Origin of the sequence: Agrococcus sp. TF02-05 (assembly GCF_017565345.1) — a bacterium.
Lineage (GTDB): Bacteria > Actinomycetota > Actinomycetes > Actinomycetales > Microbacteriaceae > Agrococcus > Agrococcus pavilionensis.
In genome coordinates, this window is the sequence record NZ_JAGEKO010000012.1 from 1 (window position 1) to 21683 (window position 21683).

22 protein-coding genes and 1 tRNA gene are annotated in these 21683 nt (G+C 73.4%); 16 read left to right on the forward strand and 7 right to left on the reverse strand.

The annotated features are described in order from the left end of the window. The 4 genes from JQT67_RS12300 to JQT67_RS12315 form a co-directional block, all read left to right on the forward strand. A partial coding sequence (locus JQT67_RS12300) for a DUF2520 domain-containing protein (RefSeq protein WP_208065041.1) occupies positions 1-583 on the forward strand: 583 nt, incomplete at its 5' end. A 128-nt stretch (positions 584-711) separates the two neighbouring features. After that, the gene (gene panC / locus JQT67_RS12305) at positions 712-1572 is read left to right on the forward strand and encodes a pantoate--beta-alanine ligase (RefSeq protein WP_374222136.1); all 861 of its coding nucleotides are present in this window, start codon (positions 712-714) and stop codon (positions 1570-1572) included. 61 nt (positions 1573-1633) lie between these two features. Further along, on the forward strand, positions 1634-3379 hold the full coding sequence (gene lysS / locus JQT67_RS12310) for a lysine--tRNA ligase (protein WP_208065043.1): 1746 nt from the start codon (positions 1634-1636) through the stop codon (positions 3377-3379). A gap of 51 nt (positions 3380-3430) precedes the next feature. Next, on the forward strand, positions 3431-3706 hold the full coding sequence (locus JQT67_RS12315) for a hypothetical protein (RefSeq protein ID WP_208065076.1): 276 nt from the start codon (positions 3431-3433) through the stop codon (positions 3704-3706). Between the two features lie 24 nt (positions 3707-3730). Here JQT67_RS12315 and JQT67_RS12320 read toward each other — a convergent pair whose 3' ends face one another. Genes JQT67_RS12320 through JQT67_RS13585 form a run of 3 tightly spaced genes read right to left on the reverse strand, consistent with a single transcriptional unit; the run spans position 3731 to position 5960 of the window. After that, positions 3731-5062 (reverse strand): type II CAAX prenyl endopeptidase Rce1 family protein, encoded by a 1332-nt coding sequence (locus tag JQT67_RS12320; RefSeq protein ID WP_208065045.1) that lies wholly within the window; start codon positions 5060-5062, stop codon positions 3731-3733. Between the two features lie 26 nt (positions 5063-5088). Next, entirely contained in the window at positions 5089-5337 is a 249-nt protein-coding gene (locus JQT67_RS13580; RefSeq protein WP_307864332.1) for a helix-turn-helix transcriptional regulator, read from the reverse strand. Beyond that, on the reverse strand, positions 5337-5960 hold the full coding sequence (locus JQT67_RS13585) for a hypothetical protein (RefSeq protein WP_243756004.1): 624 nt from the start codon (positions 5958-5960) through the stop codon (positions 5337-5339). The genes JQT67_RS13580 and JQT67_RS13585 overlap by 1 nt, the downstream gene beginning before the upstream one ends. A gap of 182 nt (positions 5961-6142) precedes the next feature. On the opposite strand from JQT67_RS13585, the gene JQT67_RS12330 reads away from it, so the two are divergent. The 5 genes from JQT67_RS12330 to JQT67_RS12350 all read left to right on the forward strand — a co-directional run bounded on the left by JQT67_RS12330 (position 6143) and on the right by JQT67_RS12350 (position 13652). Further along, the gene (locus JQT67_RS12330) at positions 6143-8623 is read left to right on the forward strand and encodes an ATP-dependent Clp protease ATP-binding subunit (RefSeq protein ID WP_208065047.1); all 2481 of its coding nucleotides are present in this window, start codon (positions 6143-6145) and stop codon (positions 8621-8623) included. Between the two features lie 160 nt (positions 8624-8783). Next, positions 8784-11738: a cell wall-binding repeat-containing protein gene (locus JQT67_RS12335; RefSeq protein ID WP_208065049.1), complete on the forward strand. Its 2955-nt coding sequence runs from the start codon at positions 8784-8786 to the stop codon at positions 11736-11738. 101 nt (positions 11739-11839) lie between these two features. After that, on the forward strand, positions 11840-12391 hold the full coding sequence (locus tag JQT67_RS12340) for a dihydrofolate reductase family protein (RefSeq protein ID WP_208065051.1): 552 nt from the start codon (positions 11840-11842) through the stop codon (positions 12389-12391). 45 nt (positions 12392-12436) lie between these two features. After that, positions 12437-12967: an amino-acid N-acetyltransferase gene (locus JQT67_RS12345; protein WP_208065053.1), complete on the forward strand. Its 531-nt coding sequence runs from the start codon at positions 12437-12439 to the stop codon at positions 12965-12967. A gap of 28 nt (positions 12968-12995) precedes the next feature. Next, positions 12996-13652 (forward strand): hypothetical protein, encoded by a 657-nt coding sequence (locus tag JQT67_RS12350; protein ID WP_208065055.1) that lies wholly within the window; start codon positions 12996-12998, stop codon positions 13650-13652. A 13-nt stretch (positions 13653-13665) separates the two neighbouring features. Here the strand turns inward: JQT67_RS12350 and radA are convergent, their stop codons facing one another. Continuing rightward, a complete protein-coding gene (radA, locus tag JQT67_RS12355; RefSeq protein WP_208065057.1) occupies positions 13666-15024 on the reverse strand; it encodes a DNA repair protein RadA in 1359 nt (452 codons plus the stop codon). Between the two features lie 101 nt (positions 15025-15125). Here radA and JQT67_RS12360 point away from each other — a divergent pair, with 101 nt between their 5' ends. From JQT67_RS12360 to JQT67_RS12370, 3 genes are all read left to right on the forward strand, one after another. Next, positions 15126-15494: a VOC family protein gene (locus tag JQT67_RS12360; protein WP_208065059.1), complete on the forward strand. Its 369-nt coding sequence runs from the start codon at positions 15126-15128 to the stop codon at positions 15492-15494. Continuing rightward, entirely contained in the window at positions 15491-16003 is a 513-nt protein-coding gene (locus JQT67_RS12365) for a GNAT family N-acetyltransferase (RefSeq protein ID WP_026373211.1), read from the forward strand. The genes JQT67_RS12360 and JQT67_RS12365 overlap by 4 nt, the downstream gene beginning before the upstream one ends. 49 nt (positions 16004-16052) lie before the next feature. Next, positions 16053-16143: transfer RNA gene (locus JQT67_RS12370), tRNA-Ser, on the forward strand. 223 nt (positions 16144-16366) lie between these two features. On the opposite strand, the gene JQT67_RS12375 is transcribed toward JQT67_RS12370, so the two are convergent. Beyond that, positions 16367-17053 carry a LysR substrate-binding domain-containing protein gene (locus tag JQT67_RS12375; protein WP_208065062.1) on the reverse strand — a complete coding sequence of 229 codons (687 nt, stop codon included), beginning with the start codon at positions 17051-17053 and terminating at the stop codon, positions 16367-16369. A gap of 37 nt (positions 17054-17090) precedes the next feature. After that, entirely contained in the window at positions 17091-17705 is a 615-nt protein-coding gene (locus tag JQT67_RS12380) for an alpha/beta hydrolase (RefSeq protein ID WP_208065064.1), read from the reverse strand. A 70-nt stretch (positions 17706-17775) separates the two neighbouring features. Here JQT67_RS12380 and JQT67_RS12385 point away from each other — a divergent pair, with 70 nt between their 5' ends. The 4 genes from JQT67_RS12385 to mgrA are packed head-to-tail and all read left to right on the forward strand — an operon-like array spanning position 17776 to position 21184. Next, a complete protein-coding gene (locus JQT67_RS12385; protein WP_208065066.1) occupies positions 17776-19011 on the forward strand; it encodes a hypothetical protein in 1236 nt (411 codons plus the stop codon). A gap of 58 nt (positions 19012-19069) precedes the next feature. After that, on the forward strand, positions 19070-19609 hold the full coding sequence (locus JQT67_RS12390; protein ID WP_021010948.1) for an NUDIX hydrolase family protein: 540 nt from the start codon (positions 19070-19072) through the stop codon (positions 19607-19609). 52 nt (positions 19610-19661) lie between these two features. Then, the gene (locus tag JQT67_RS12395) at positions 19662-20129 is read left to right on the forward strand and encodes a hypothetical protein (protein WP_021010947.1); all 468 of its coding nucleotides are present in this window, start codon (positions 19662-19664) and stop codon (positions 20127-20129) included. Beyond that, entirely contained in the window at positions 20126-21184 is a 1059-nt protein-coding gene (gene mgrA / locus JQT67_RS12400) for an L-glyceraldehyde 3-phosphate reductase (RefSeq protein ID WP_208065068.1), read from the forward strand. Before JQT67_RS12395 ends, mgrA begins: the two co-directional genes overlap by 4 nt. 301 nt (positions 21185-21485) lie before the next feature. Here mgrA and JQT67_RS12405 read toward each other — a convergent pair. Beyond that, positions 21486-21683 (reverse strand): DUF559 domain-containing protein (locus tag JQT67_RS12405; protein WP_208065070.1); only part of this gene is annotated, 198 nt, incomplete at its 5' end.

Sequence of the window (21683 nt, forward strand, 5' to 3'; positions counted from 1 at the left end):
CGCCGACGCGATCGAGCGCGCCGAGGCGCTCATGCCCGGCGTGCTGCTGCTCGACACCCCCACGCTCGTCGAGCGCAGCGAGCTCGTGCTGCTCGCGGTGCCTAGCTCCGAGCTGCCCGGGCTCGTGGCCGGCCTCGCCGCGACGGGCGCGTGGCAGCCGGGGCAGCTCGTCGTGCACACGGCGGCCGAGCACGGCGTCGAGGTGCTGCGGCCCGCGCGCGAGCGCGGCGCGATCCCGATCGCGCTGCATCCCGCGATGTCGTTCACCGGCACGTCGCTCGACCTCTCGCGGCTGCTCGAGTCGACGATCGCGGTCACCGCGCCCGGGCCGGTGCTGCCGATCGGGCAGGCGCTCGCGGTCGAGATGGGCGCCGAGCCGATCGTCGTCGACGAGGCCGACCGGCCCGCGTACGCCGAGGCGATCGGCGCTGCTCGCGACTTCGCCGAGGGCATCGTCGCGCAAGCGCTGCGGCAGCTGCACGAGCTCGGCGTCGAGCGGCCCGGTCGGGTGCTCGGCGGCGTCGTGCGCTCGGCGGTCGAGACGGCGCTCGCGCGCCATCCCGACCCGCCGCTCGAGCCCTGAGCGGCGCTCGACCGGGCGGGTGCGCCGCCGACCCGCTGCCGCGGCTCGGGCTCGCGCCCAGCCGGTCGAGTGCCCGCGCATCCCGCCCGTCGAGCGGGCGGGCGCCCACCGACGCCTATCCTTGGCTGGTGCCCGAGCCCATCCAGAGCCTCACGACCGTCGACGAAGCGCGCGAGTTCGTCGCCGCCGAGCGCGCGGCCGGGCGCCGCATCGCGCTCGTGCCGACCATGGGCGCGCTCCACGAGGGGCACCTCGAGCTCGTCCGCACCGCGCGCGAGCACGCCGACACCGTCGTCGCATCGGTCTTCGTCAACCCGATGCAGTTCGGCGCGAACGAGGACCTCGACCGCTACCCGCGCACGCCCGAGACCGACACCGCCCAGCTCATCGTGCTCGGCGCCGAGGCGCTCTTCATGCCCGAGGTCGACGAGATGTACCCCGACGGCGGCCGCTCCGAGACGCTCGTGACCGCGGGCCGCCTCGGCGGCGTGCTCGAGGGCGCGAGCCGCCCCGGCCACTTCGACGGCGTGCTCACGGTCGTGACCAAGCTGCTCTCGATCATCACGCCCGACGTCGCCGTCTTCGGCGAGAAGGACGCGCAGCAGCTCTTCCTCGTGCGCCGCATGGTGCGCGACCTCAACCTGCCGGTGCGCGTCATCGGCGTGCCGACGGTGCGCGAGCCCGACGGCCTCGCCCTCTCGAGCCGCAACCGGCTGCTGCAGCCCGCGGAGCGCACCGACGCGCTCGCGCTCTCCCGCGCGCTCGAGGCCGCCGGTGCCGCCGCGGGCGAGGGCGTCCAGGCGATGCTCGCCGCCGCGCGCGCCGTGCTCGAGCGCGAGCCGGGTGTCGAGCTCGACTACCTCGCGGTCGTCGACCCCGCGACCTTCCTCCTCGCCCCCGACGACCACCGCGGCCGCGCCCAGGTGCTCGTCGCCGCGCGCGTCGGCAGCGTGCGCCTCATCGACAACGCGGTCTTCGCCATCGCCTGACCCGAGGGGGGCGGATGCGCTCCGACGGCCGGGCGGACGGCGCTCGGTAGGATCGGGAGTCGTGACCGAGACGCCGAACGCCCCCGCCGCAACCGCCGAGCACGAGCGCGCCGACTGGGTCTCGCGCCTCGCGGACGAGGTGATCGCCGAGGCCGCAGCGCGCGGCACGAAGCCCGTCGCGGCATCCGGCATCTCGCCGTCGGGCCCCATCCACCTCGGCAACTTCCGCGAGGTCATGAGCCCGCACCTCGTCGTCGACGAGCTGCAGCGGCGCGGCATCGAGGCCGAGCACATCTTCAGCTGGGACGACTACGACCGCTTCCGGAAGGTGCCCGCGGGCATCGAGGGCGTCGACGAGTCGTGGGCCGAGCACATCGGCAAGCCGCTCACGAGCGTGCCCGCCCCGCCCGGGAGCGAGCACGAGTCGTGGGCCGCGCACTTCCGCGCCGAGGCGGAGGCCTCGTTCGCCGAGGCGGGCATCCGCTACCGCGGCATCAGCCAGACCGAGCAGTACCGCGCCGGCGCATACACGGAGCAGATCCTGCACGCGATGCGCCACCGCCGCGAGATCGATGCGATCCTCGCCCAGTACCGCACCCTGCCCGCGGCGAAGGACGAGGACGAGGAGCTGCAGCGCGCCCTCGACGCCTCCTCCGGCGCGGCGAGCGAGAGCGACGGCTCGGGCGGCGCGGAGTACTACCCCTACAAGCCCTACTGCACGAGCTGCGGCAAGGACCTCACGACGATCGAGGCGTACGACGACGACTCGACCGAGATGACCTACGCGTGCCAGTGCGGGCACCGCGAGACGGTGCTGCTGCGCGAGTTCCGCTCAGGCAAGCTCGTCTGGAAGGTCGACTGGCCCATGCGCTGGGCGTTCGAGAGGGTCGTGTTTGAGCCCTCCGGCGTCGACCACCAGTCGCCCGGCTCGTCCTTCCAGGTCGGGCTCGAGCTCGCGCCGGTCTTCGGCTGGCAGCGGCCGCTCGGCCCGATGTACGCGTTCGTCGGCTTCGGCGGCGTCGCGAAGATGTCGTCCTCGCGCGGCGGCGCCCCGGTGCCCGCCGACGCGCTCGCCGTCATGGAGGCCCCGGTGCTGCGCTGGCTCTACGCCCGCCGCCGCATGAACCAGTCCTTCGACGTCGCCTTCGGCTCCGAGCTGCAGCGCACCTACGACGAGTGGGATGCGCTCGCGCGGAAGGCCGCGGCCGGCACGGCCCAGCCCGCCGAGCTCGCCGCGCTCGAGCGCGCGACCTCCACCGCGCACGAGCGGCTCCCCGAGACACCGCGACGCGTCGCCTACCGCACCCTCGCATCCGTCGTCGACATCACCTTCGGCGACGAGGAGCAGATCCTGCGGATCCTGCGCGGCCTCGACGCCGACGACCCGATCACCGACCTCGACGAGCTGCGCCCGCGGCTCGACCGCGTCGAGGCGTGGGTCGCGACCCACATGCCCGCCGACGAGCACACGATCGTGCGCGCCGAGCCCGACCGCGAGGCGCTCGACGCGCTCACCGAGGGGGAGCGGGATGCACTCCGGCTGCTGCTCGACGGCGGCGGCGGCCTGCCGCCGATCGAGGAGGCGTGGACGCTCGACGGGCTCACGAACCAGGCCTACGGCGTCGCGAAGGTGCAGCGGGGGCTCGAGCCCGACGCGATCGTGAAGGGCGACAAGGAGCTCTCGGGCGCCCAGCGCGCGTTCTTCGCGCTGCTCTACCGGCTGCTCGTCGGCCGCGAGACGGGCCCGCGCATCCCGACGCTGCTGCTCGCGATCGGCCGCGAGCGCGTGCGCGAGCTGCTGAGCTGACCGCGGCTCGCTGCGAGATGGGCCTCGCGGGGCGGGCGGTAGGATTGCCCCATGCCTGAGAGCTGGTGGGGGAACGCGATCTTCTCGCTCATCCCGACGATCGTGCTCGGGCTCCTGTTCTGGATGGTGCTGCGCTACATCATCCGCGGCGACCGCACCGCCCGGCTCGAGTACGACCGCATCGAGGCCGAGGAGCGGGCGAAGGCCGGACTGCCGCCCAAGGGCACGGCGGATGCGTCGACGCCGGCGGCGAGCGCGGCTCCGGGCGCGCAGGCGGCAGAGGGGGCACCCGCTTCCACGCCGGCGCCCGACGAACCCGCTCGCTGAGCGACCGGCTCCCGCCGGAGCGCGTCAGCGCGTGACGGGAGCCGCGACCTGCGGCTCGAGCACGGGCCGCGGCGCGAGCAGCTCCGCGCCCGGCGCGCCCTTCGTCCAGCGCTGCTCCTTGCGCAGGAGGAAGTGCACCGCGAGGTAGCTCGCCCCGAGCGCGAGGATCGCGATGCCGAGCGAGAGCCAGTCCTCGCCCGAGACCGGCTGCGCCGAGAAGGCCGACGTGCCGGTGAGCGCGAGCGGCACCATGATGAAGACGTTGTTCGCCGTGTGCAGCACCGATGCCGCCTCGAGGCCGCCGGTGCGGAAGGTGAGCATCGAGCACGTGAAGCCGACGAGCGAGAGCTGCAGCGTCGCGGCGACCGACGCGTGCATGTGCGCGGCGCCGAAGATGAGTCCCGTGAGCGCGCCGATGCCGATCGAGGCGACCCAGGGGTTCGCGATCCAGCCGCCGAGCATCTGGGTGAGGAAGCCGCGGAACGCGAACTCCTCGCCCGTCGCCTGCAGCGGCGTCGTGAGCAGGATGATCGCGACGAGGCCCCAGTTGGGGTTCCACTGCCACTCGACGCTCGGGTCGAGCGAGAGCGTGACGCCGATGTAGATGGCGAAGATCGGCAGGATCACGATCGCAGCGCGGCCCACGGTGCGCCAGCGCCAGCGGCCGACGACGCTCGAGACGTAGCCGCCCGCGCCCTTGCCGAACGCGGCGGCCGCGACGATCGCGCCCGGGATCATCGACGCCCACGAGAGGTTGACGCCCGCCATGCCGAGCGGCGTGCCGAGCACGTCGAAGAGCGCGTCGAAGGTCGCGGACTCCGGGTTGGTCGAGGCCTCGGCGAGGTCGAGGTTCAGCAGCGCGTCGACGAGGCCCGGCATGATGAGCGCGAGCATGACGATCTGGCCAGCGGCGAAGAAGCCGATCGCGATCGCCCAGGCGAGGAACCAGCGCCCGACGCGCTTCGTGAGCGGGCGGAACGCGGTCGCGTAGGCCTGGGCGGGCATCGGGAGCGCGGCCGGCAGCAGCGCCGGCTTGGCGGGCGGCGGGGCGAAGGTCGGCCCGTAGCCGTAGCCCTGCGGCGCGTAGCCCTGCGGCGCGTAGCCGCCTTGGCCATAGCCCTGCGGCGGGTAGCCCTGCTGCCCGTAGCCCTGCGGCGCGGGCTGCCCGTAGCCGCCGTAGCCCGGCTGGCCGACAGGCGCGGGCGGGAGCACCGGCTGACCGTACGGCTGCGCGTACCCCGGCTGCTGGTGATCCGGCTGCGCGGGCTGCTGGCCGTGGACCCCCGGCGCGAACGGCTGCTCCGCGGGCGCGGAGTGAGCCTGGCCGGGCTCGGGCTGGGTGGGCAGATCGGTCACCGTGCTCCTTCGACGTCCGTCCGAGGCTATCGGGAGGAGCCAGGCGTTCCGTGTGCGCGCACCTCGAACAGATCGCCCGGCTGGCACTCGAGCGCGTCGCACAGCGCGATGAGCGTGGAGAAGCGGATGGCCTTGGCTCGGTCGTTCTTCAGGACAGAGAGGTTGACGAGGCTCACCCCCACGGCCTCGGCGAGCGCCGTGAGCGTCATCCCGCGCGCCTCGAGCAGCCCGTCGAGCCGGCAGTGCAGGCGCGAGAGGTCCTCCTCGGCGGGCACTAGACGAGCCCATCCGTGTCGCGCCGCAGGCGGTCGCCGACGCCGAACGTGGTGATCGCGATCGCGACGACGAACGCGATCGACACGAGGGCGAACGGCTCGACGACGAACACTGCGCCGACGAAGCCGCTGCCGAGGAGCTGCGCGATCGCGTCGTTCGCCCCCACGGTCGCGCACAGCGGCACGAGCCACGCGCCGAGGATCGCGGCCGCGCCCGCGGCGCCGACGAGCCTCGTGTTGGCGCTGCTGAAGACGCGGCCGCGCATGATGCTCGCCGCGACCGCGAGCAGGCAGGCGATGACGATGAGCACGACGAGCCCGAGCAGCACCTGCTCGAGCACGAGCGGGACCACGGTCGTCATCGTGGGGTCCGGCACGACGAGCCGCGCGGTCTCGATCTCGATCGGGAGCTCGGGCGCTCCCGCTGCGATGCGCGCTCCCGCGTCCGTGCCGGCGAGCTGCGCGCGCACGCGCACCGGACCGCCTCCGACGAGCTCGGCGATCCGCCCGGCGGCGGACGCGAGCGTCCAGGTCGCGATGCCCGCCCCCGAGATCATGAGGATCGCGAGCGGGATCGTGTCGCTGCGCGACGTGGACTGCGGGCGGATGGTAAGCGAGCCCATCGGCTCCTCCTTCGGTCGAACGCTTATCGAATGTCGATACATTATCGAGACTCGATAAGCAGCGCAAGCCAGGCCCGACCGCGCGGGGGGCCTCCCGCATCCGGTGTTCGTGCCCACAGCGAACACGGCGGCGGCGTCCCCCACCCCGCGGCTACGCTCGAGACCAAGGAAGGGAGGCAGCGATGTTCGAGAGGTTCACCGACCGCGCTCGCCGAGTCGTGGTGCTCGCTCAGGAAGAGGCGAAGCTGCTCAACCACAACTACATCGGCACGGAGCACATCCTGCTCGGCCTCATCCACGAGGGTGACGGCGTCGCAGCCAAGGCCCTCGAGCAGCTCGGCATCTCGCTCGATGCCGTCCGCGCGCAGGTGCAGGACATGATCGGCACGGGCAGCCAGCAGACGACGGGCCACATCCCGTTCACGCCGCGCGCCAAGAAGGTGCTCGAGCTGAGCCTGCGCGAGGCGCTGCAGCTCGGCCACAACTACATCGGCACCGAGCACGTGCTGCTCGGCCTCATCCGCGAGGGCGAGGGCGTCGCCGCGCAGGTGCTCGTCAAGCTCGGCGCCGACCTCAACCGCGTGCGCCAGACCGTCAACCAGCTCCTCGCCGGCTACCAGGGCAAGGAGTCGACCACCGTCGGTGGCGACACGACGCAGCAGTCCGACACCAAGGGCTCGCAGATCCTCGACCAGTTCGGGCGCAACCTCACGCAGGCCGCGCGCGACGGCAAGCTCGACCCCGTCATCGGGCGCGAGAAGGAGATCGAGCGGGTCATGCAGATCCTCTCGCGCCGCTCGAAGAACAACCCCGTGCTGATCGGCGAGCCCGGCGTCGGCAAGACCGCCGTCGTCGAGGGCCTCGCGCAGGCGATCATCAAGGGCGAGGTGCCCGAGACGCTCAAGGACAAGCAGGTCTACACGCTCGACCTCGGCAGCCTCATCGCCGGCAGCCGCTACCGGGGCGACTTCGAGGAGCGCCTCAAGAAGGTGACGAAGGAGATCCGCACGCGCGGCGACATCATCACCTTCATCGACGAGATCCACACGCTCGTCGGCGCGGGTGCCGCCGAGGGCGCGATCGACGCGGCCAACATCCTCAAGCCGCTCCTCGCGCGCGGCGAGCTGCAGACGATCGGCGCGACGACGCTCGACGAGTACCGCAAGCACTTCGAGAAGGATGCCGCGCTCGAGCGCCGCTTCCAGCCCATCCAGGTCAACGAGCCGTCGGTCGCCCACACGATCAACATCCTCAAGGGCCTGCGCGACCGCTACGAGTCGCACCACAAGGTGACGATCACCGACGGCGCGCTCGTCGCGGCGGCGAACCTCGCCGACCGCTACGTGCAGGACCGCTTCCTGCCCGACAAGGCGATCGACCTGATCGACGAGGGCGGCGCGCGCCTGCGGCTGTCGATCCTCTCGGCGCCCCCGGAGCTGCGCGAGTTCGACGAGCGCATCGCCGACGTCCGCTCCCGCAAGGAGGGCGCGATCGAGGGCCAGGACTTCGAGGCGGCCGCTCGCCTGCGCGACGAGGAGAAGGAGCTGCTCGGCGAGCGGCTGCGGCTCGAGAAGCACTGGCGCTCGGGCAACGGCGGCCACACGGGCATCCTCGACGAGGGCGTCATCGCCGAGGTGCTCGCGAACGCGACCGGCATCCCGGTGTTCAAGCTCACCGAGGAGGAGTCGGCTCGCCTCGTCTTCATGGAGAAGGCGCTGCACCAGCGCGTCATCGGCCAGGAGGAGGCCGTGAGCGTGCTCGCGAAGACCATCCGCCGCCAGCGCGCGGGCCTCAAGGACCCGCGCCGCCCCTCGGGCTCGTTCATCTTCGCCGGCCCCACGGGCGTCGGCAAGACCGAGCTCGCGAAGGCGCTCGCCGAGTTCCTGTTCGACGACGAGGACGCCCTCATCTCGCTCGACATGTCGGAGTTCAGCGAGAAGCACACCGTCTCGCGGCTCTTCGGCGCCCCTCCCGGGTTCGTCGGCTTCGAGGAGGGCGGCCAGCTCACCGAGAAGGTGCGCCGCAAGCCGTTCTCGGTCGTGCTCTTCGACGAGATCGAGAAGGCGCACGTCGACATCTTCAACTCGCTGCTGCAGATCCTCGAGGAGGGCCGCCTCACCGACGGCCAGGGCCGCGTGGTCGACTTCAAGAACACCGTCATCATCATGACGACCAACCTCGGCACGAAGGACATCTCGGGCGGACCGGTCGGCTTCGTCATGGAGGGCTCGAGCGAGAACGACTACGAGCGGATGCGCGCGAAGGTCCGCGAGGAGCTCAAGAAGAACTTCAAGCCGGAGTTCCTCAACCGCGTCGACGAGACGATCGTCTTCCCGCAGCTGAGCCCCGAGGAGCTGCTGCAGATCGTCGACCTGTTCATCAAGCGCCTCGCGGAGCGCCTGATGGACCGCGACATGACGATCGAGCTCACCGAGGCGGCCAAGCGCCGGCTCATCCACATCGGCCACGACCCGGCGCTCGGCGCTCGGCCGCTGCGCCGCGCGGTGCAGCACGAGGTCGAGGATGTGCTGAGCGAGAAGATCCTGCACGGCGAGCTGGGCTCGGGGGAGCACGTCACGGTCGACTTCGTCGACGACGAGTTCGTGTTCACCCACACGACGCCCGAGCCGCACGAGCCGGAGCTCGCGCCCGCCGAGGCCTGACGCGCGGAACGAGAGAGGGGATCCCGAGAGGGGTCCCCTCTTCGTCGTCTCCGGGCGTTCACCGTCCCGACACGATCAGGGGTCGCGGGAAGCGCCCCCGCTCCATAGGCTCAGTCTCGGTGCGTCGCACCGCCCCTGTCACCTTGCCTTCGGAGAACCTGTGAACACCAAAGCGAAGCGCTCGCTCGCGGCCGGAGCCGCCTGCGCGCTGAGCGTCGGGCTGCTCGTGAGCACCCCGACGGTCGCGAACGCCGCGCCCATCACCGTCGACCCGACGACCACGGCGGTCGTCAACCTCCTGCACTTCAACGACTTCCACGGCCGCATCGACGCGAACACGACCGTGCAGTTCGCCGGCACCATCGAGCAGCTGCGTGCCGACTACCCCGCTTCGACCGTGCTGCTCTCGGGCGGCGACAACATCGGCGCATCCGCCTTCACCTCCGCCTCGCAGGGCGACGAGCCGACGATCGAGGTGCTCAACGCGATGGGCGTCGACGCCGCCGCGGTCGGCAACCACGAGTTCGACAAGGGCGTCGACGACCTCACCGGTCGCGTCGCCGACCTCATCGAGTTCCCCTACCTCTCGGCGAACGTCACGCTGGACGGTGCTCCGATCGGCCCCGCCTACGAGCTCGTCGAGATCGACGGCATCACCGTCGGCGTCGTCGGTGCGGTGACGGAGTTCACGCCGTCGCTCGTCGACGGCTCCGGCATCGTCGGCGTCGAGTTCGGCGACCCGGTCGCCGCCGTCAACGCGGTCGCCGCCGCCCTCACCGACGGGAACGACGCGAACGGCGAGGCCGACGTCATCGTCGCCGAGATCCACGAGGGCTCGCAGGTCGTGCTCCCGGTCAACGCCTCGCAAGCCGACCAGCAGGCGCTCCTCGCTCCCGACGCCGCCGCCGGTGGCCCCTTCGGCGACATCGTCAACGGCCTCTCCGCGGACATCGACGTCATCTTCAACGGCCACACGCACCGCACCTACTCGTGGCTCGCGCCCGTGCCGGGCGCCGCGGGCGAGACCCGCCCGGTCGTGCAGTCGAACGAGTACTCGAACCTCGTCGGCCAGGTCGTCCTCGCGGTCGACCGCGCGTCGCTCGACGTCTCCGTCGAGGTGCTCACGAACCACGCGCGCACGACGGCTGCGCCCGCCGACCTCGTGGCCGCGTACCCGCGCGTGGCGGCGGTCAAGCAGATCGTCGACGCGGCGGTCGCCCAGGCCGCGGTGATCGGCAACGTCGAGGTTGGGACGGTCTCGGGCCCGATCACGGTGCCGGCGCTCTCGAACGGCAACCGCGGCGAGGAGTCGACCGCGGCGCAGATGGTCGCCAACATGTACCGCGACCAGCTCGCCCCGGACAACCGCGGCGGCGCCGACATCGGTATCGTCAACCCCGGCGGCGTGCGCGACAGCCTCCTCTACGCCGCGACCGCCCCAGAGACCGAGGACGGCGTCGTGCGCCTCGCCGAGGCGAACAACGTGCTGCCGTTCATCAACAACCTCTGGACGATCACGATGACGGGCGCCGAGCTCGACCTGCTGCTCGAGCAGCAGTGGCAGCGCGACGCCGCGGGCGTGCCCCTCACGACCGGCCGCACCTACCTGCAGCTCGGCCTGAGCGACAACGTCACCTACGTCTCCGATCCCTCGCGGCCGATCGACGACCGCGTGAGCGACATCGCGATCGACGGCGAGTTCATCTCGGCCGACCAGGAGATCCGCATCGCGAGCGCTTCGTTCCTCATGGGCGTCAACGGCGGCACCCCCGGCGACAACTTCTGGGCCTTCGCCGAGGGCACCGACGAGCGCGACTCCGGTCTCGTCGACCTCGACGCGCTGCTCGCGTACCTCGCCGACAACCCCGGCCTCGCGCCCGACTACTCGGTGCGGCACGTCGACATCGTCGGGCTGCCGGAGGGCGCGATCGCCGCGGGCTCCGAGCACACCGTCGAGGTGCGCCAGCTCGACCGCATCCGCTCGCTCGGCGCCCAGGCGTCCGAGACGGTCGAGATCGTCGACGCGGCCGGCCAGGTCGTCGGCACGGGCGACGTCGTCGTCAACACCGATGCCTCGGGCGCTCCGCTCACGACCTCGGCGAGCGTGACCTTCACGGTCTCGACGCCCGAGAGGACTGAGCTGGCTCCGAGCACCGAGACCTACGTGGTGCGCACCGACACCGGCAGCGAGATCCCGTTCCAGCTCGAGGTCCTCCCGTCGACGCGCGTCGACGGCGGCGACCGCTACGAGACCGCGGTGAACCTCTCCGCATCCGCGTACCCCGAGGGCGCGCCCGTCGTCTACGTCGCGAGCGGCCAGGTCTGGTCGGACGCCCTCGCGGCTGGCCCGGCGGCGGCGCACGAGGGCGGTCCGCTGCTGCTCGTGCAGAAGGACGCCGCTCCCGAGGTCGTGCTCGAGGAGATCGAGCGGCTGGGTGCCGAGCGCGTCGTCATCGTCGGCGGCGAGCAGACGATCAGTGCTGCCACGCAGGCTGCGATCGGCGCTCTCGCGGGCGTCGGGACGGTCGACCGCGTCGCGGGCATCGACCGCTACACGACGAGCCTCGCGGTCGCCGAGTACGCGTTCGACACCGCAGACGGCGCGTACGTCGCGACCGGGCTCGGGTTCTCGGATGCCCTCTCGGCTGGTGCAGCGGCGGGTCACCTCGACTGGCCGCTCCTGCTGATCGATCCGCGCGCCGCGGTCAACGACGAGACGAAGGGCACGCTCGCCGCGCTCTCGGCGGATCGCGTGCGGGTCGCGGGCGGCCCGGCCACCATCCCGTCGTCCGTCGTGGCGGACTTCGTCGACGCCGGCCACGTCGTCAGCCGCCTCGGCGGTGCAGACCGCTATGCGGTGAGTGCAGCGATCACGCGCTCGGCGTTCTCCGCGGCCGACCACGCCTATCTCGCCTCCGGGCTCGTCTTCTCCGACGCGCTCGCGGGCGCTGCCGTGGCCGGCGCGCAGGACGAGCCGCTCATGATCGTCCGCGCGACCTGCGTCCCCCAGAACGTGCACGACGAGCTCGAGCGGCTCGGGGTGACGGGAGTGACGCTCGTCGGGGGCCCCGCGACGCTCACCGAGGAAGTGGAAGCGCTCGTCACCTGCGGCTGATCATCCCGATCGGGCGCATGTGAGGCCGCGGAGGGGCGGGGCTGAGGCCCCGCCCCTCCGTCGTCCGCCGCGTGTGGGTGCGCGGGTCTAGCGTCCCGCGCATGGGACGCATCATCTTCGACACCGCGACGACCATCAACGGCTTCCTCGCCGACGACGATCACTCGCTCGCATGGCTCTTCGCCGTCGACGGCGGCGCCGATCCCGACGACACGCTGCTGCCGACCGGCGTTGCGATCATGGTCGAGGGCTCGCACACCTACGAGTGGGGGCTGCGCGAGTGGGACGTCGTCGCCCAGCCCGGCAAGTGGCAGGAGTTCTACGGGGATCGGACGCTGTTCGTCTTCTCCTCCCGCGAGCTGCCCGTGCCGGAGGGCGCCGACGTGCGCTTCCTGCGCGGCTCGGTCGCCGAGGCGCTGCCCGAGCTGCGGGCCGCGGCCGGCGACGGCGACATCTGGGTCGTGGGCGGCGGCGACCTCGCCGGCCAGTTCCTCGACGCGGGCGCGCTCGACGAGATCGCGATCTCCGTCGCGCCCGTCGCGCTGCCGAGCGGCGCGCCGCTCATGCCCCGCCGCGTCGAGTCCGACCGGCTCACGCTCGTCGAGGTGCGCCAGGTCGGGCAGTTCGCGCGGCTCGTGTATCGCGTGGGCTGAGCGCGCAGGCGCCCCGGCACGGGCGGGGGCGTAGGCTCGATCCCTATGGCCGACGCCCCCGCAGCTGCCCCCGATCGCTCCGAGCTCACCGTGCGGGCCGCCCGCACGAGCGACGTGCGAGCGATGCGCGACCTCATCGAGCCCTACGTGCGCCGGCGCATCCTGCTCGGCAAGGAGCTCGTGACCCTCTTCGAGGCCGTGCAGGAGTTCGTCGTGGCCGAGCGCGACGGCGAGGTCGTCGGCTGCGGAGCGCTCCACGTCATGTGGGAGGACCTCGGGGAGGTGCGCACGATCGCCGTCGCCGAGGGCGCGCTCGGCAAGGGCGTGGGCCACGCGATGCTCGTCGACCTCGAGGAGCGCGCGCGGCGGCTCGGGCTCACGCGGCTGTTCTGCCTCACCTTCGAGACCGACTTCTTCAGCCGCCACGGCTACGAGGAGGTCGCCGAGCAGGTCGTCGAGCCCGACGTCTTCGTCGAGCTGCTGCGCTCGGCCGACGGCGGCGTCGCAGAGTTCCTCGACCTCGCGCACGTGAAGCCCAACACGCTCGGCAACACACGCATGCTCAAGCGGCTGTGAGCCCGCGCCCGACGCCTACCCTGGATCGGTGAGCACGCCGATGACAGCCAAGCGCCGCGCCGCCGTGCGCCGCCGGCGCACGCTGCTCGGCATCGTGCTCGTCATCGCGATCGCCGCGGTCGCACTGCTCGTCTGGCGGCCGTGGGCGCCCGGCGAGGCGCCACCGCCCGCGACCGCGCCGAGCGAGAGCGCGAGCGCCGCACCCGCCGAGTCGCCCACGCCGAGCCCGACCCCGACGACGCCGTTCACGCCGATCGGCGGCAGCCCGACCGCTGCCCCGGGCGAGCCGTGCGCGCCCGAAGCGGTGCGCATCACGCCGACCACCGACCGCTCGACCTACGCGGCGGGCGAGCCGGTGCTGCTGTCGTTCACGATCGAGAACACCGGCGAGAGCGCGTGCTCGCTCAACGCCGGCACCGCCGTGCAGGAGTACGAGATCCGCACGGGCGACGACGTCGTCTACCGCTACACCGACTGCGCGGCCGACGTGCAGGACAACATGGTGCAGCTCGAGCCCGCGACGCCGCAGTCGACCGTGCCGATCGAGTGGGACCGCACCGCGTCGTCCGTCGAGACGTGCACCGCCGAGCGACCGCAGGTGACCGCGGGCGGTGCCGCCTACAGCCTGAGCGTGCGGGTGGGCGACTACGCGAGCGCCGAGAGCCGGCAGTTCATCCTCGAGTGACGCCCACGGCGGCTCAGAAGCCGGGGACGGCGTCGAGCGGGTCGTGCTGCCGCTCGCGGCGGCCCGCCGCGAGCGTCTCGACGACCGCGCTGCGCACGAGCGCGACGCCCTCGTCGACGACCCGCGCGTAGCCGAGCCTGCGCGCCTCAGCCGCCCGCCGCTTCGCCGCCGATGCCGCCCGGATCTCGCCCGCGAGCGAGATCTCGCCGACCGCGGCGAGCTCCCGGGGGAGCGCGGTGCTGCGGAAGGCGCTCGCGATCGCGAGCGCGATCGCGAGGTCGGCGCCCGGCTCGGTGACGCGGATGCCGCCGACGGTCGAGACGTAGACGTCCTGGTTGCCGAGGGCGATGCCGGCGTGCCGCTCGAGCACGGCGATGACCATCGCGACGCGCGAGGCGTCGACGCCGTTCACGACCCGCCGCGGCTGGGCGGTCGACGCCGGCACGACGAGCGCCTGCATCTCGACGGGCAGGGCGCGGCGGCCCTCGAGCGCGATCGTCACGCACGTGCCCGCGAGCGGCGTCGCCGAGCGCGAGAGGAAGAGGCCGGAAGGGTCGGGCACCTCGAGGATGCCGTCACCGGTCATCTCGAAGCAGCCCACCTCATCCGTCGGTCCGAAGCGGTTCTTCGACGTGCGCACGAAGCGCAGCGCCGTCTGCCGGTCGCCGTCGAAGTGCGCGACGACGTCGACGAGGTGCTCGAGCACGCGGGGACCGGCGACCGAGCCGTCCTTCGTGACGTGGCCGACGAGCAGGAGCGGCACGCCCGCATCCTTCGCGGCCCGGGTGAGCGCGGCGGCGACGTCGCGCACCTGGCTCGGCCCGCCCGCGAGCGACTCGTTCGCCGCGTTCGCGACCGTCTGCACGGAGTCGACGATCACGAGCTCCGGCGCGGTGTCGCGCAGCTGGCCGAGGATCGTCGCGAGGTCGGTCTCGCTCGCGAGGTAGAGCTGCGGCTCGAGCGCTCCCGTGCGCTCGGCGCGCAGCCGCACCTGGGCGAGCGACTCCTCGCCCGAGACGTAGAGCACGCGGCGGCCGGTCGAGGCCGCGCGCGCGGCGACCGCGAGCAGCAGCGTCGACTTGCCCACGCCCGGCTCGCCCGAGCACAGCACGACGGCGCCCGGCACGATGCCGCCGCCGAGCACGCGGTCGAACTCGGCGATGCCCGTCGGCCAGCGCGGGGCGTCGGCGGTCTCGAGCTCGGTGATCGGCCGGGCCGCGCGCGACGCGGGCACCGAGGCCGCGGCGACGCCCTTCGCGGGCACGCCGACCTCCTCGACGGTGCCCCACTGCTGGCACTCGCCGCAGCGCCCGACCCACTTGAGGGTCGTCCAGCCGCACTCGGAGCAGCGGAACGCGGGGGACTTGGCCATGCGCTCGACGCTATCGGCCGCCGCCGACACCGGCTCGGCGGCGCGAGCGCGTGTGCGAGATCGCCGCTCATGAGCGCCGTTCACCCACTACGCTCGCGGACATGCTGACCGTCGGCTCGATCGTGATCCGGTGCAGCGACCTGGAGCGCCAGCGGCGATTCTGGGCCACGGCGCTCGACTACGAGCCGCGCGAGCCGGTCGAGCCCGACTTCGTGCTGCTGCGGCCGCGGTCGGGTGCCGGCCCGAACGTCTCCCTCGACGCCGTGCCGAGCGAGCGCATCCTGCCCCCGCGCATCCACCTCGACCTGTACGCCGACGACCAGCGCGCCGAGGTCGAGCGGCTCGAGTCGCTCGGCGCGCGTCGCGTCGAGTGGTCGAAGCGGCCGCCCGACGCCGACTACGTGATCATGGAGGACCCCGAGGGCAACCGCTTCTGCGTCATCGACGCCGCACCGGAGGAGGCCGCATGACCGCGCACGTCCGCGACGCCACGATCGGCGACGCCGCAGGCATCGCGCGCGTGCGCGTCGAGACCTGGCGGGCCGCCTACTCCGGCCTCGTGCCCAAGGAGGTGCTCGACCGCCTCGACGTGCAGCGCGAGACCGCCCACCGCGTCGAGCGGTGGGACGAGCACCACGCGGATGCGGGCAGCCACGACCTCGTCGCGGTGGCCGACGGCGAGGTGGTCGGGTGGGCGTTCGCCGGCCGGGCGCGCGAGGAGCTGGACGGCGTCACGGGCGAGCTCTACGCCATCTACGCGCACAGCGAGCGCTGGTCGCGAGGCGTCGGCAAGGCGCTGCTCGCGGAGGCGGAGCGGCGGCTCATCGCCGACGGCCACCGACGCGCCTACCTGTGGATGCTGGACGGCAACGCGCGCGCCGCAGCGTTCTACGACGCGCACGGCTGGCACCTCGACGGCGGCGAGAAGGTCGAGGAGGGGCTGCACGAGGTGCGCCGCGTGAAGGTGCTGCAGCCCTGATCCGGCGCCGGTTCGCGAGCGGCTCCGAGCGCGTGTACGCTATCCCCTTGGTGACGTGTCCGAGCGGCCGAAGGTGCGACTCTCGAAAAGTCGTGTGGAGTAACCCTCCACCGTGGGTTCAAATCCCACCGTCACCGCCAGCGGGAGGCCCCGCGCTCAGCGAGAGCGCGGGGCCTTCGCCGTTCCCGAGGCGCGTGCCGCGCCCGCGCGCCCGCAGAGTGCCGACACTCCGCTGCCCAGGGGCTGCTAGATCGCAGAGTGCCGGCACTCTGCTGCCCGGCGGCTGCGAGATCGCAGAGTGCCGCGACTCTGCGCCCGGTCCCACGTCGCGCTCTGCGCCGGGCGACGGTCGCGCCGCTCCAGTCAGCGGCGGCCGCCGGGGCCGGGGCGGCCGCCGCGGCCGTGGCCGCCGCGCTTGCGCGGGCGCTGGGCAGGCGACGGCTTCGGCTTCGAGGGGCGGGGCTTCGCGCCGGTCGCGGCGTTGCCGGGCTCGACCCGGTGCTCGCGCTCCCGGCCGCGCGACGATCCCGCGCGCCGGCCCTTCGCGATGCCGATGAGCTCCTGGTGCAGCGCGGAGTCCGCATGCTCGGGCCAGACCAGCGCGATCGTCGTGGTGGGCGCATCCGTCACCACCCGGTGGCGCGTGCTCGGGCCGCCGACCGCGCGGGCGACCGACATCGGCACGATCGCGAGCCCGGCGCCGGTCGCGACCACCTCGAGCAGCTGCGCGGGGGAGAGGTCGCCCGACTCGAGCAGCTGCTCGCCCTCGAGGTCGGCGAGCGTCACGGTCTCGAACGCCACGATCGGATGGCCGACGGCCGCGACGACGACCGCGAGCTCGTCGTAGAGCGGCACGCGGTGCATGCCCTCCGCCTCGATCGGCAGCCGGGCGAGCACGGCATCGGCGCGACCCTCGCGCAGCGCGGCGATCGCGTCGGCCTCCTCGAGCGCGACGAGCTCGATCGGCACGTCCGGCACGCGCTGCGCCCACACGCGCATCCACTTCGCGGGCGTCACGCCCGGCACGCCACCCAGCCGGAACCGTTCCATGGGTCCATCCTGCCGCCCGCGCGCGGCGAGGGAGCGCTCAGACCCGCTGCAGGAAGGCCACGACGTCGGCGAGCTCCTCGCCCACGATCGTGTGCGCGCGCCGGTAGGTGCGTCGGTCGACGTCGAAGTGCGCGTCGAGCCACGGCGCCGAGCGGGCGATCTTGTCCTTGTGGATGACGTCGTCGAGCTCGCCGATCGTCGCGAGCAGCGGCAGTCGCGGCTCGCGCGCCGCGAGCTCGGCGTCGCCGGGCAGCTCGCCCGCGTGCACGAACGACGACAGGTGCGCGATCGACGCGAACCGCTCGGGCGCGAGGCGCGCGAGCTGCACCGCCATCGCCCCGCCCTGCGAGAAGCCGAGCAGGTGCACGCGCGAGAAGCGGCGCTCGAGCCCGTCGAGCCATGCGAGCACGCCCGCGGCGGTCGCGTTGATGAGCGCGTCGTCGTCGCTGTCGATCGGCGAGAAGTCGAACCACGCGAAGCCGCCGCCGTAGGGGATCGGCGCGCGCAGCGACGCGATCGTCAGCTCGGCCGGCAGGTGCGGCGCGAGTCCGAACAGGTCGCCCTCGTGGGAGCCGATGCCGTGCATGACCACGAGCAGCTCGTCGCCCGAGCCGTCTCGCCACTGCACCGCGTCCGCATCGATCTGCTGCATCTCGCGCTCCTCCCGGGCGCCCGCCGCGCCGCTCCCCTCGACAGTAGCCTCGAAGCATGGAGGCGCACCCGTGACGAGCACATCGGCGACGACGCGCGTCATGCCCGCGGCGGGCGGTCGCGGCGCTCGCCGCGCGCCACGTCGGCCGGCGCGCGGCAGGCGGATCGGCCGCGTCGTCTCGCTCGACGCCGCGCGCGGGCTGCTCGTGCTCGCGACCGTCGCGTGGCTCGCCGCGCCCCGGCGCCCGGTGCCGGGCTCCGAGCCGTGGGGCGCGATCGGCATCGACGCGCTCGCGATGCCCGCCTTCGCGCTCATCGCGGGCTGCGCGTTCGCGATGGCGCAGCACCGCGACTGGACCTCCGGCGGCCGCGTCGCGCTGCGCTCGCTGCTGCTGCTCGGCCTCGGCCTGCTGCTCTCGGCGCTCGCCGCGCTCATCGCGGGCGCCGCCGCCGGGGTGCCGTTCGACCCGGGCGCCGGCACCTTCGGCGGGCTCGAGCGGATGCCCGTGGCCGGCCCGCTCGTGCAGCTCGCAGTCGCGATAGCCGCCCTCGGGTTCCTCGGGCTGCTCGCGCGCAGCTGGTCGGCGTGGGTCGCGGCGCTCGCGATCGTCGCGCTCATCGGCTCCGGCGCGCTGTGGCTCTCGAGCGGCCTGTGCGGCGCGCTGAGCGACGTCTGCAGCCCCGCGACGCTCCTCGTCGGGGGCGTCGCGGACGCCGCGGGCGTGCCCGCCGATCCGCTCGTCGTGCAAGCGGTCACGACGGTCGTCGCGGGCCTCGGCCTCGCGGTGCCCTCCGTGGCCGGCGCCGCGCTCGTGCACGGCTTCCTCCGCGCGCGGAGCGTCACCGGCCGGCAGCGGCCGCGCGTCATCGGCTTCGGCCTGCTCGCCGCGACCCTCTTCGCGGTGCTCGGCGTCATCGCCTACTTCACGCCGACGATGTGGGGGCAGCAGGCGCTCGAGCCGGCGGTCGCCATCTGGACGCCGCCGCTCACCCTCGGCGTCGCGACGCTCGCCGCCGTGCTCGCGACCGTCGCGCATCCGGTCATCGACACCGACCTGCGCGGCGGCACCTCGACGCTCGGCGCCCTCGCCGAGCCCTTCGCCGCCGTCGGTCGCATCAGCCTGCTCGCGGTCGCGACGACGCTCGCGCTCCGCTCGCTGCTCGAGGCGCTGCCCGATCCCGACCCGGTCGGCGCCTTCGCGCGGCTCGGCGACATCCCCTCGGTCGTGCTCGCGCTCGTCGTCGTCGCGGCGTGGCTCGCGCTCGCGCTCTGGGCCGACCGCTCGGGCCGGCGCCTGCGCCCGTAGCCCGCCGACGCATCCGCCCCTCCGAGCGGCTCGAGGGTCGTGCGGGCAGAATGGGCGCATGGCCGTGCGCACCCCCGACCCCAACCCCGGATGGCTCAGCGACGAGGAGCTGCAGCAGGCCCGCGAGCGCCTGCCGATCCTCTACGTCGAAGCGATCCCCGTGCGGCTCGACGGCATGGGGCAAGTGACCGAGGTAGGGCTGCTGCTGCGCATGAACGAGCAGGCCGTCATGACCCGCACGGTCGTCTCGGGCCGCGTCATGCGCGGCGAGCGCGTGCGCGACGCGCTCTACCGGCACCTCGAGAAGGACCTCGGGCCGATGGCGTTCCCGCAGCTGCCCGCGAGCCCGGTGCCGTTCCACATCGCCGAGTACTTCCCGCTCCCCGGCGACGGCATCTTCTCGGACGACCGCCAGCACGCCGTCTCGCTCTGCTACATCGTGCCCGTCACCGGCACGTGCGACCCGCGGCAGGACGCGCTCGAGCTCACGTGGCTGAGCCCCGAGGCCGCCGCGTCCGAGCTCGTCACGAGCGAGATGGAGGGCGGCCGCGGGAGCCTCGTGCGCGCGGCTCTCGCGCACTGCGGCGCGCTGCGCTGACTCCGGGCGACTCCGAGCGGATGCGCAGGGTCGCGCTCCGTAGGCTGGGCGCATGAGTGCGCACTACCAGGTGACCCTCGAGTGGGGCACTGCCGGGATCGACGCGGCCGCGGCCGACGTCATCGTGATCGCGGACGCCGACCGGGGCCCCGAGTCGGCCGAGCTGCAGGACCGCGCGCCCCGCACGACGCTCGTGCTCGACGCGACGCTCGCCAACGCATCCGACATCGCCCGCGCTGCGCTCGACGAGCAGGAGCGGCTCGGCGATCGCGCCTCGATCGCGATCGTCGCGGCCGGCGACCGCTGGCGCGACGGGACGCTGCGCCCCAACGCGGCCGACCTGCTCGTCGCCGGCCGCGTCGTCGATGAGCTCGCCGAGCTCGGCATCGACTTCCACAGCCCCGCGTGCGCCGCGGCGTGCGCCGCGGCCGTGGGTCTGCGCGGCGCGACGAACGCCCTCGTCGCGGCCGAGACCGCCGCGCGCGCCGCGCACGCCGAGCCCGAAGGAGCCGCACGATGAGCTGGCAGCCCGACCCCGCCCGCTACGACGCCGACCGGCCCGGCGCGATGCAGTACCGCCGCGCCGGTGCCTCGGGCCTCAAGCTGCCGCTGCTCACGCTGGGCCTGTGGCACAACTTCGGCGACGACGTGCCGCTCGATCGGCAGCGCGAGCTCATCCTCGGCGCCTTCGACCGCGGCGTCACGCACTTCGACCTCGCCAACAACTACGGCCCGCCCTACGGCGCGGCGGAGTCGAACTTCGGCCGCGTGCTCGCGAGCGACCTCGGCGCGCACCGCGACGAGGTGCTCGTGACGACGAAGGCCGGCTGGGACATGTGGCCGGGCCCCTACGGCTTCGGCGGCAGCCGCAAGTACCTCGTCGCGAGCCTCGACCAGTCGCTGCGGCGCATGGGGCTCGACTACGTCGACATCTTCTACCACCACCGGCCCGACCCGGAGACGCCGCTCGAGGAGACGATGGCGGCGCTCGACCACATCGTGCGCTCGGGCCGCGCGCTCTATGTCGGCGTCTCGAGCTACTCGGCCGACGAGACGCGGCGCGCCCACGAGATCCTCGACTCGCTCGGCACGCCGCTCACGATCCACCAGCCGTCGTACTCGATGCTCAACCGCTGGATCGAGACGGATGGGCTGCTCGACGCCGCGGGCGAGCTCGGCATCGGGGTGATCGGCTTCACCGCGCTCGCGCAGGGGCTCCTGACCGGCAAGTACCTCGACGGGGTGCCCGAGGGGTCGCGGGCCGCGCTCGGGAGCGCACGGGGATCGCTCGACGCGAGCCTCTCGCCCGAGGCGGCCGAGCGCATCCGCGGTCTCGCCCGCATCGCCGAGTCGCGCGGCCAGTCGCTCGCGCAGCTCGCGCTCGCGTGGGCGCTGCGCGACGAGCGCATGACGTCGCTCACGATCGGGGCGTCGCGGCTCGAGCAGCTCGAGCAGAACATCGCGGCCCTCGGCGGGCTCTCGTTCAGCGACGACGAGCTCGCGGCGATCGACGAGCTCGCGCGCGACGAGCCGGGCGTCGACCTGTGGGCGGGAGCGCGCGACTCGCGCGACTGACGGCCCCCGCCGCGCGCGTCCCGGCGCGATGTGCACGCTCTTGCGCTGCGGCAGCCGGTCGAGCCGCAGCAGCGTGCACATGCGTGCGCGCGCCCGGAGCGATGTGCACGCTCTTGCGGTGCGGCGGCGGCGCGAGCCGCAGCAGCGTGCACATGCCCGCGCGCGACTCCGTGGTCGCGACTGCGCTGTGCACGCTCTTGCGGCACGGCGGCAGCGCGAGCCGCAGCAGCGTGCACATGCCCGCGCGCGACTCCGTGGTCGCGACTGCGCTGTGCACGCCCACGAGCGGGTGGGGCCGGCGCTACGAGCGACGGGCCAGCGCGGCGCGCACGCGCCGCGCGCAGCGATCCCCTGCGCCCGCGACGTCGGCCTTCGTGATGCGGACCACGATCCAGCCGGCCGCCTCGAGCATCTCGTAGCGCAGGATGTCGTCGGCCCAGCGCTTCGGGTCGAGGTGCCCTTCGCCCTCGTACTCGACCGCGATCTTGAGCGCGAGATA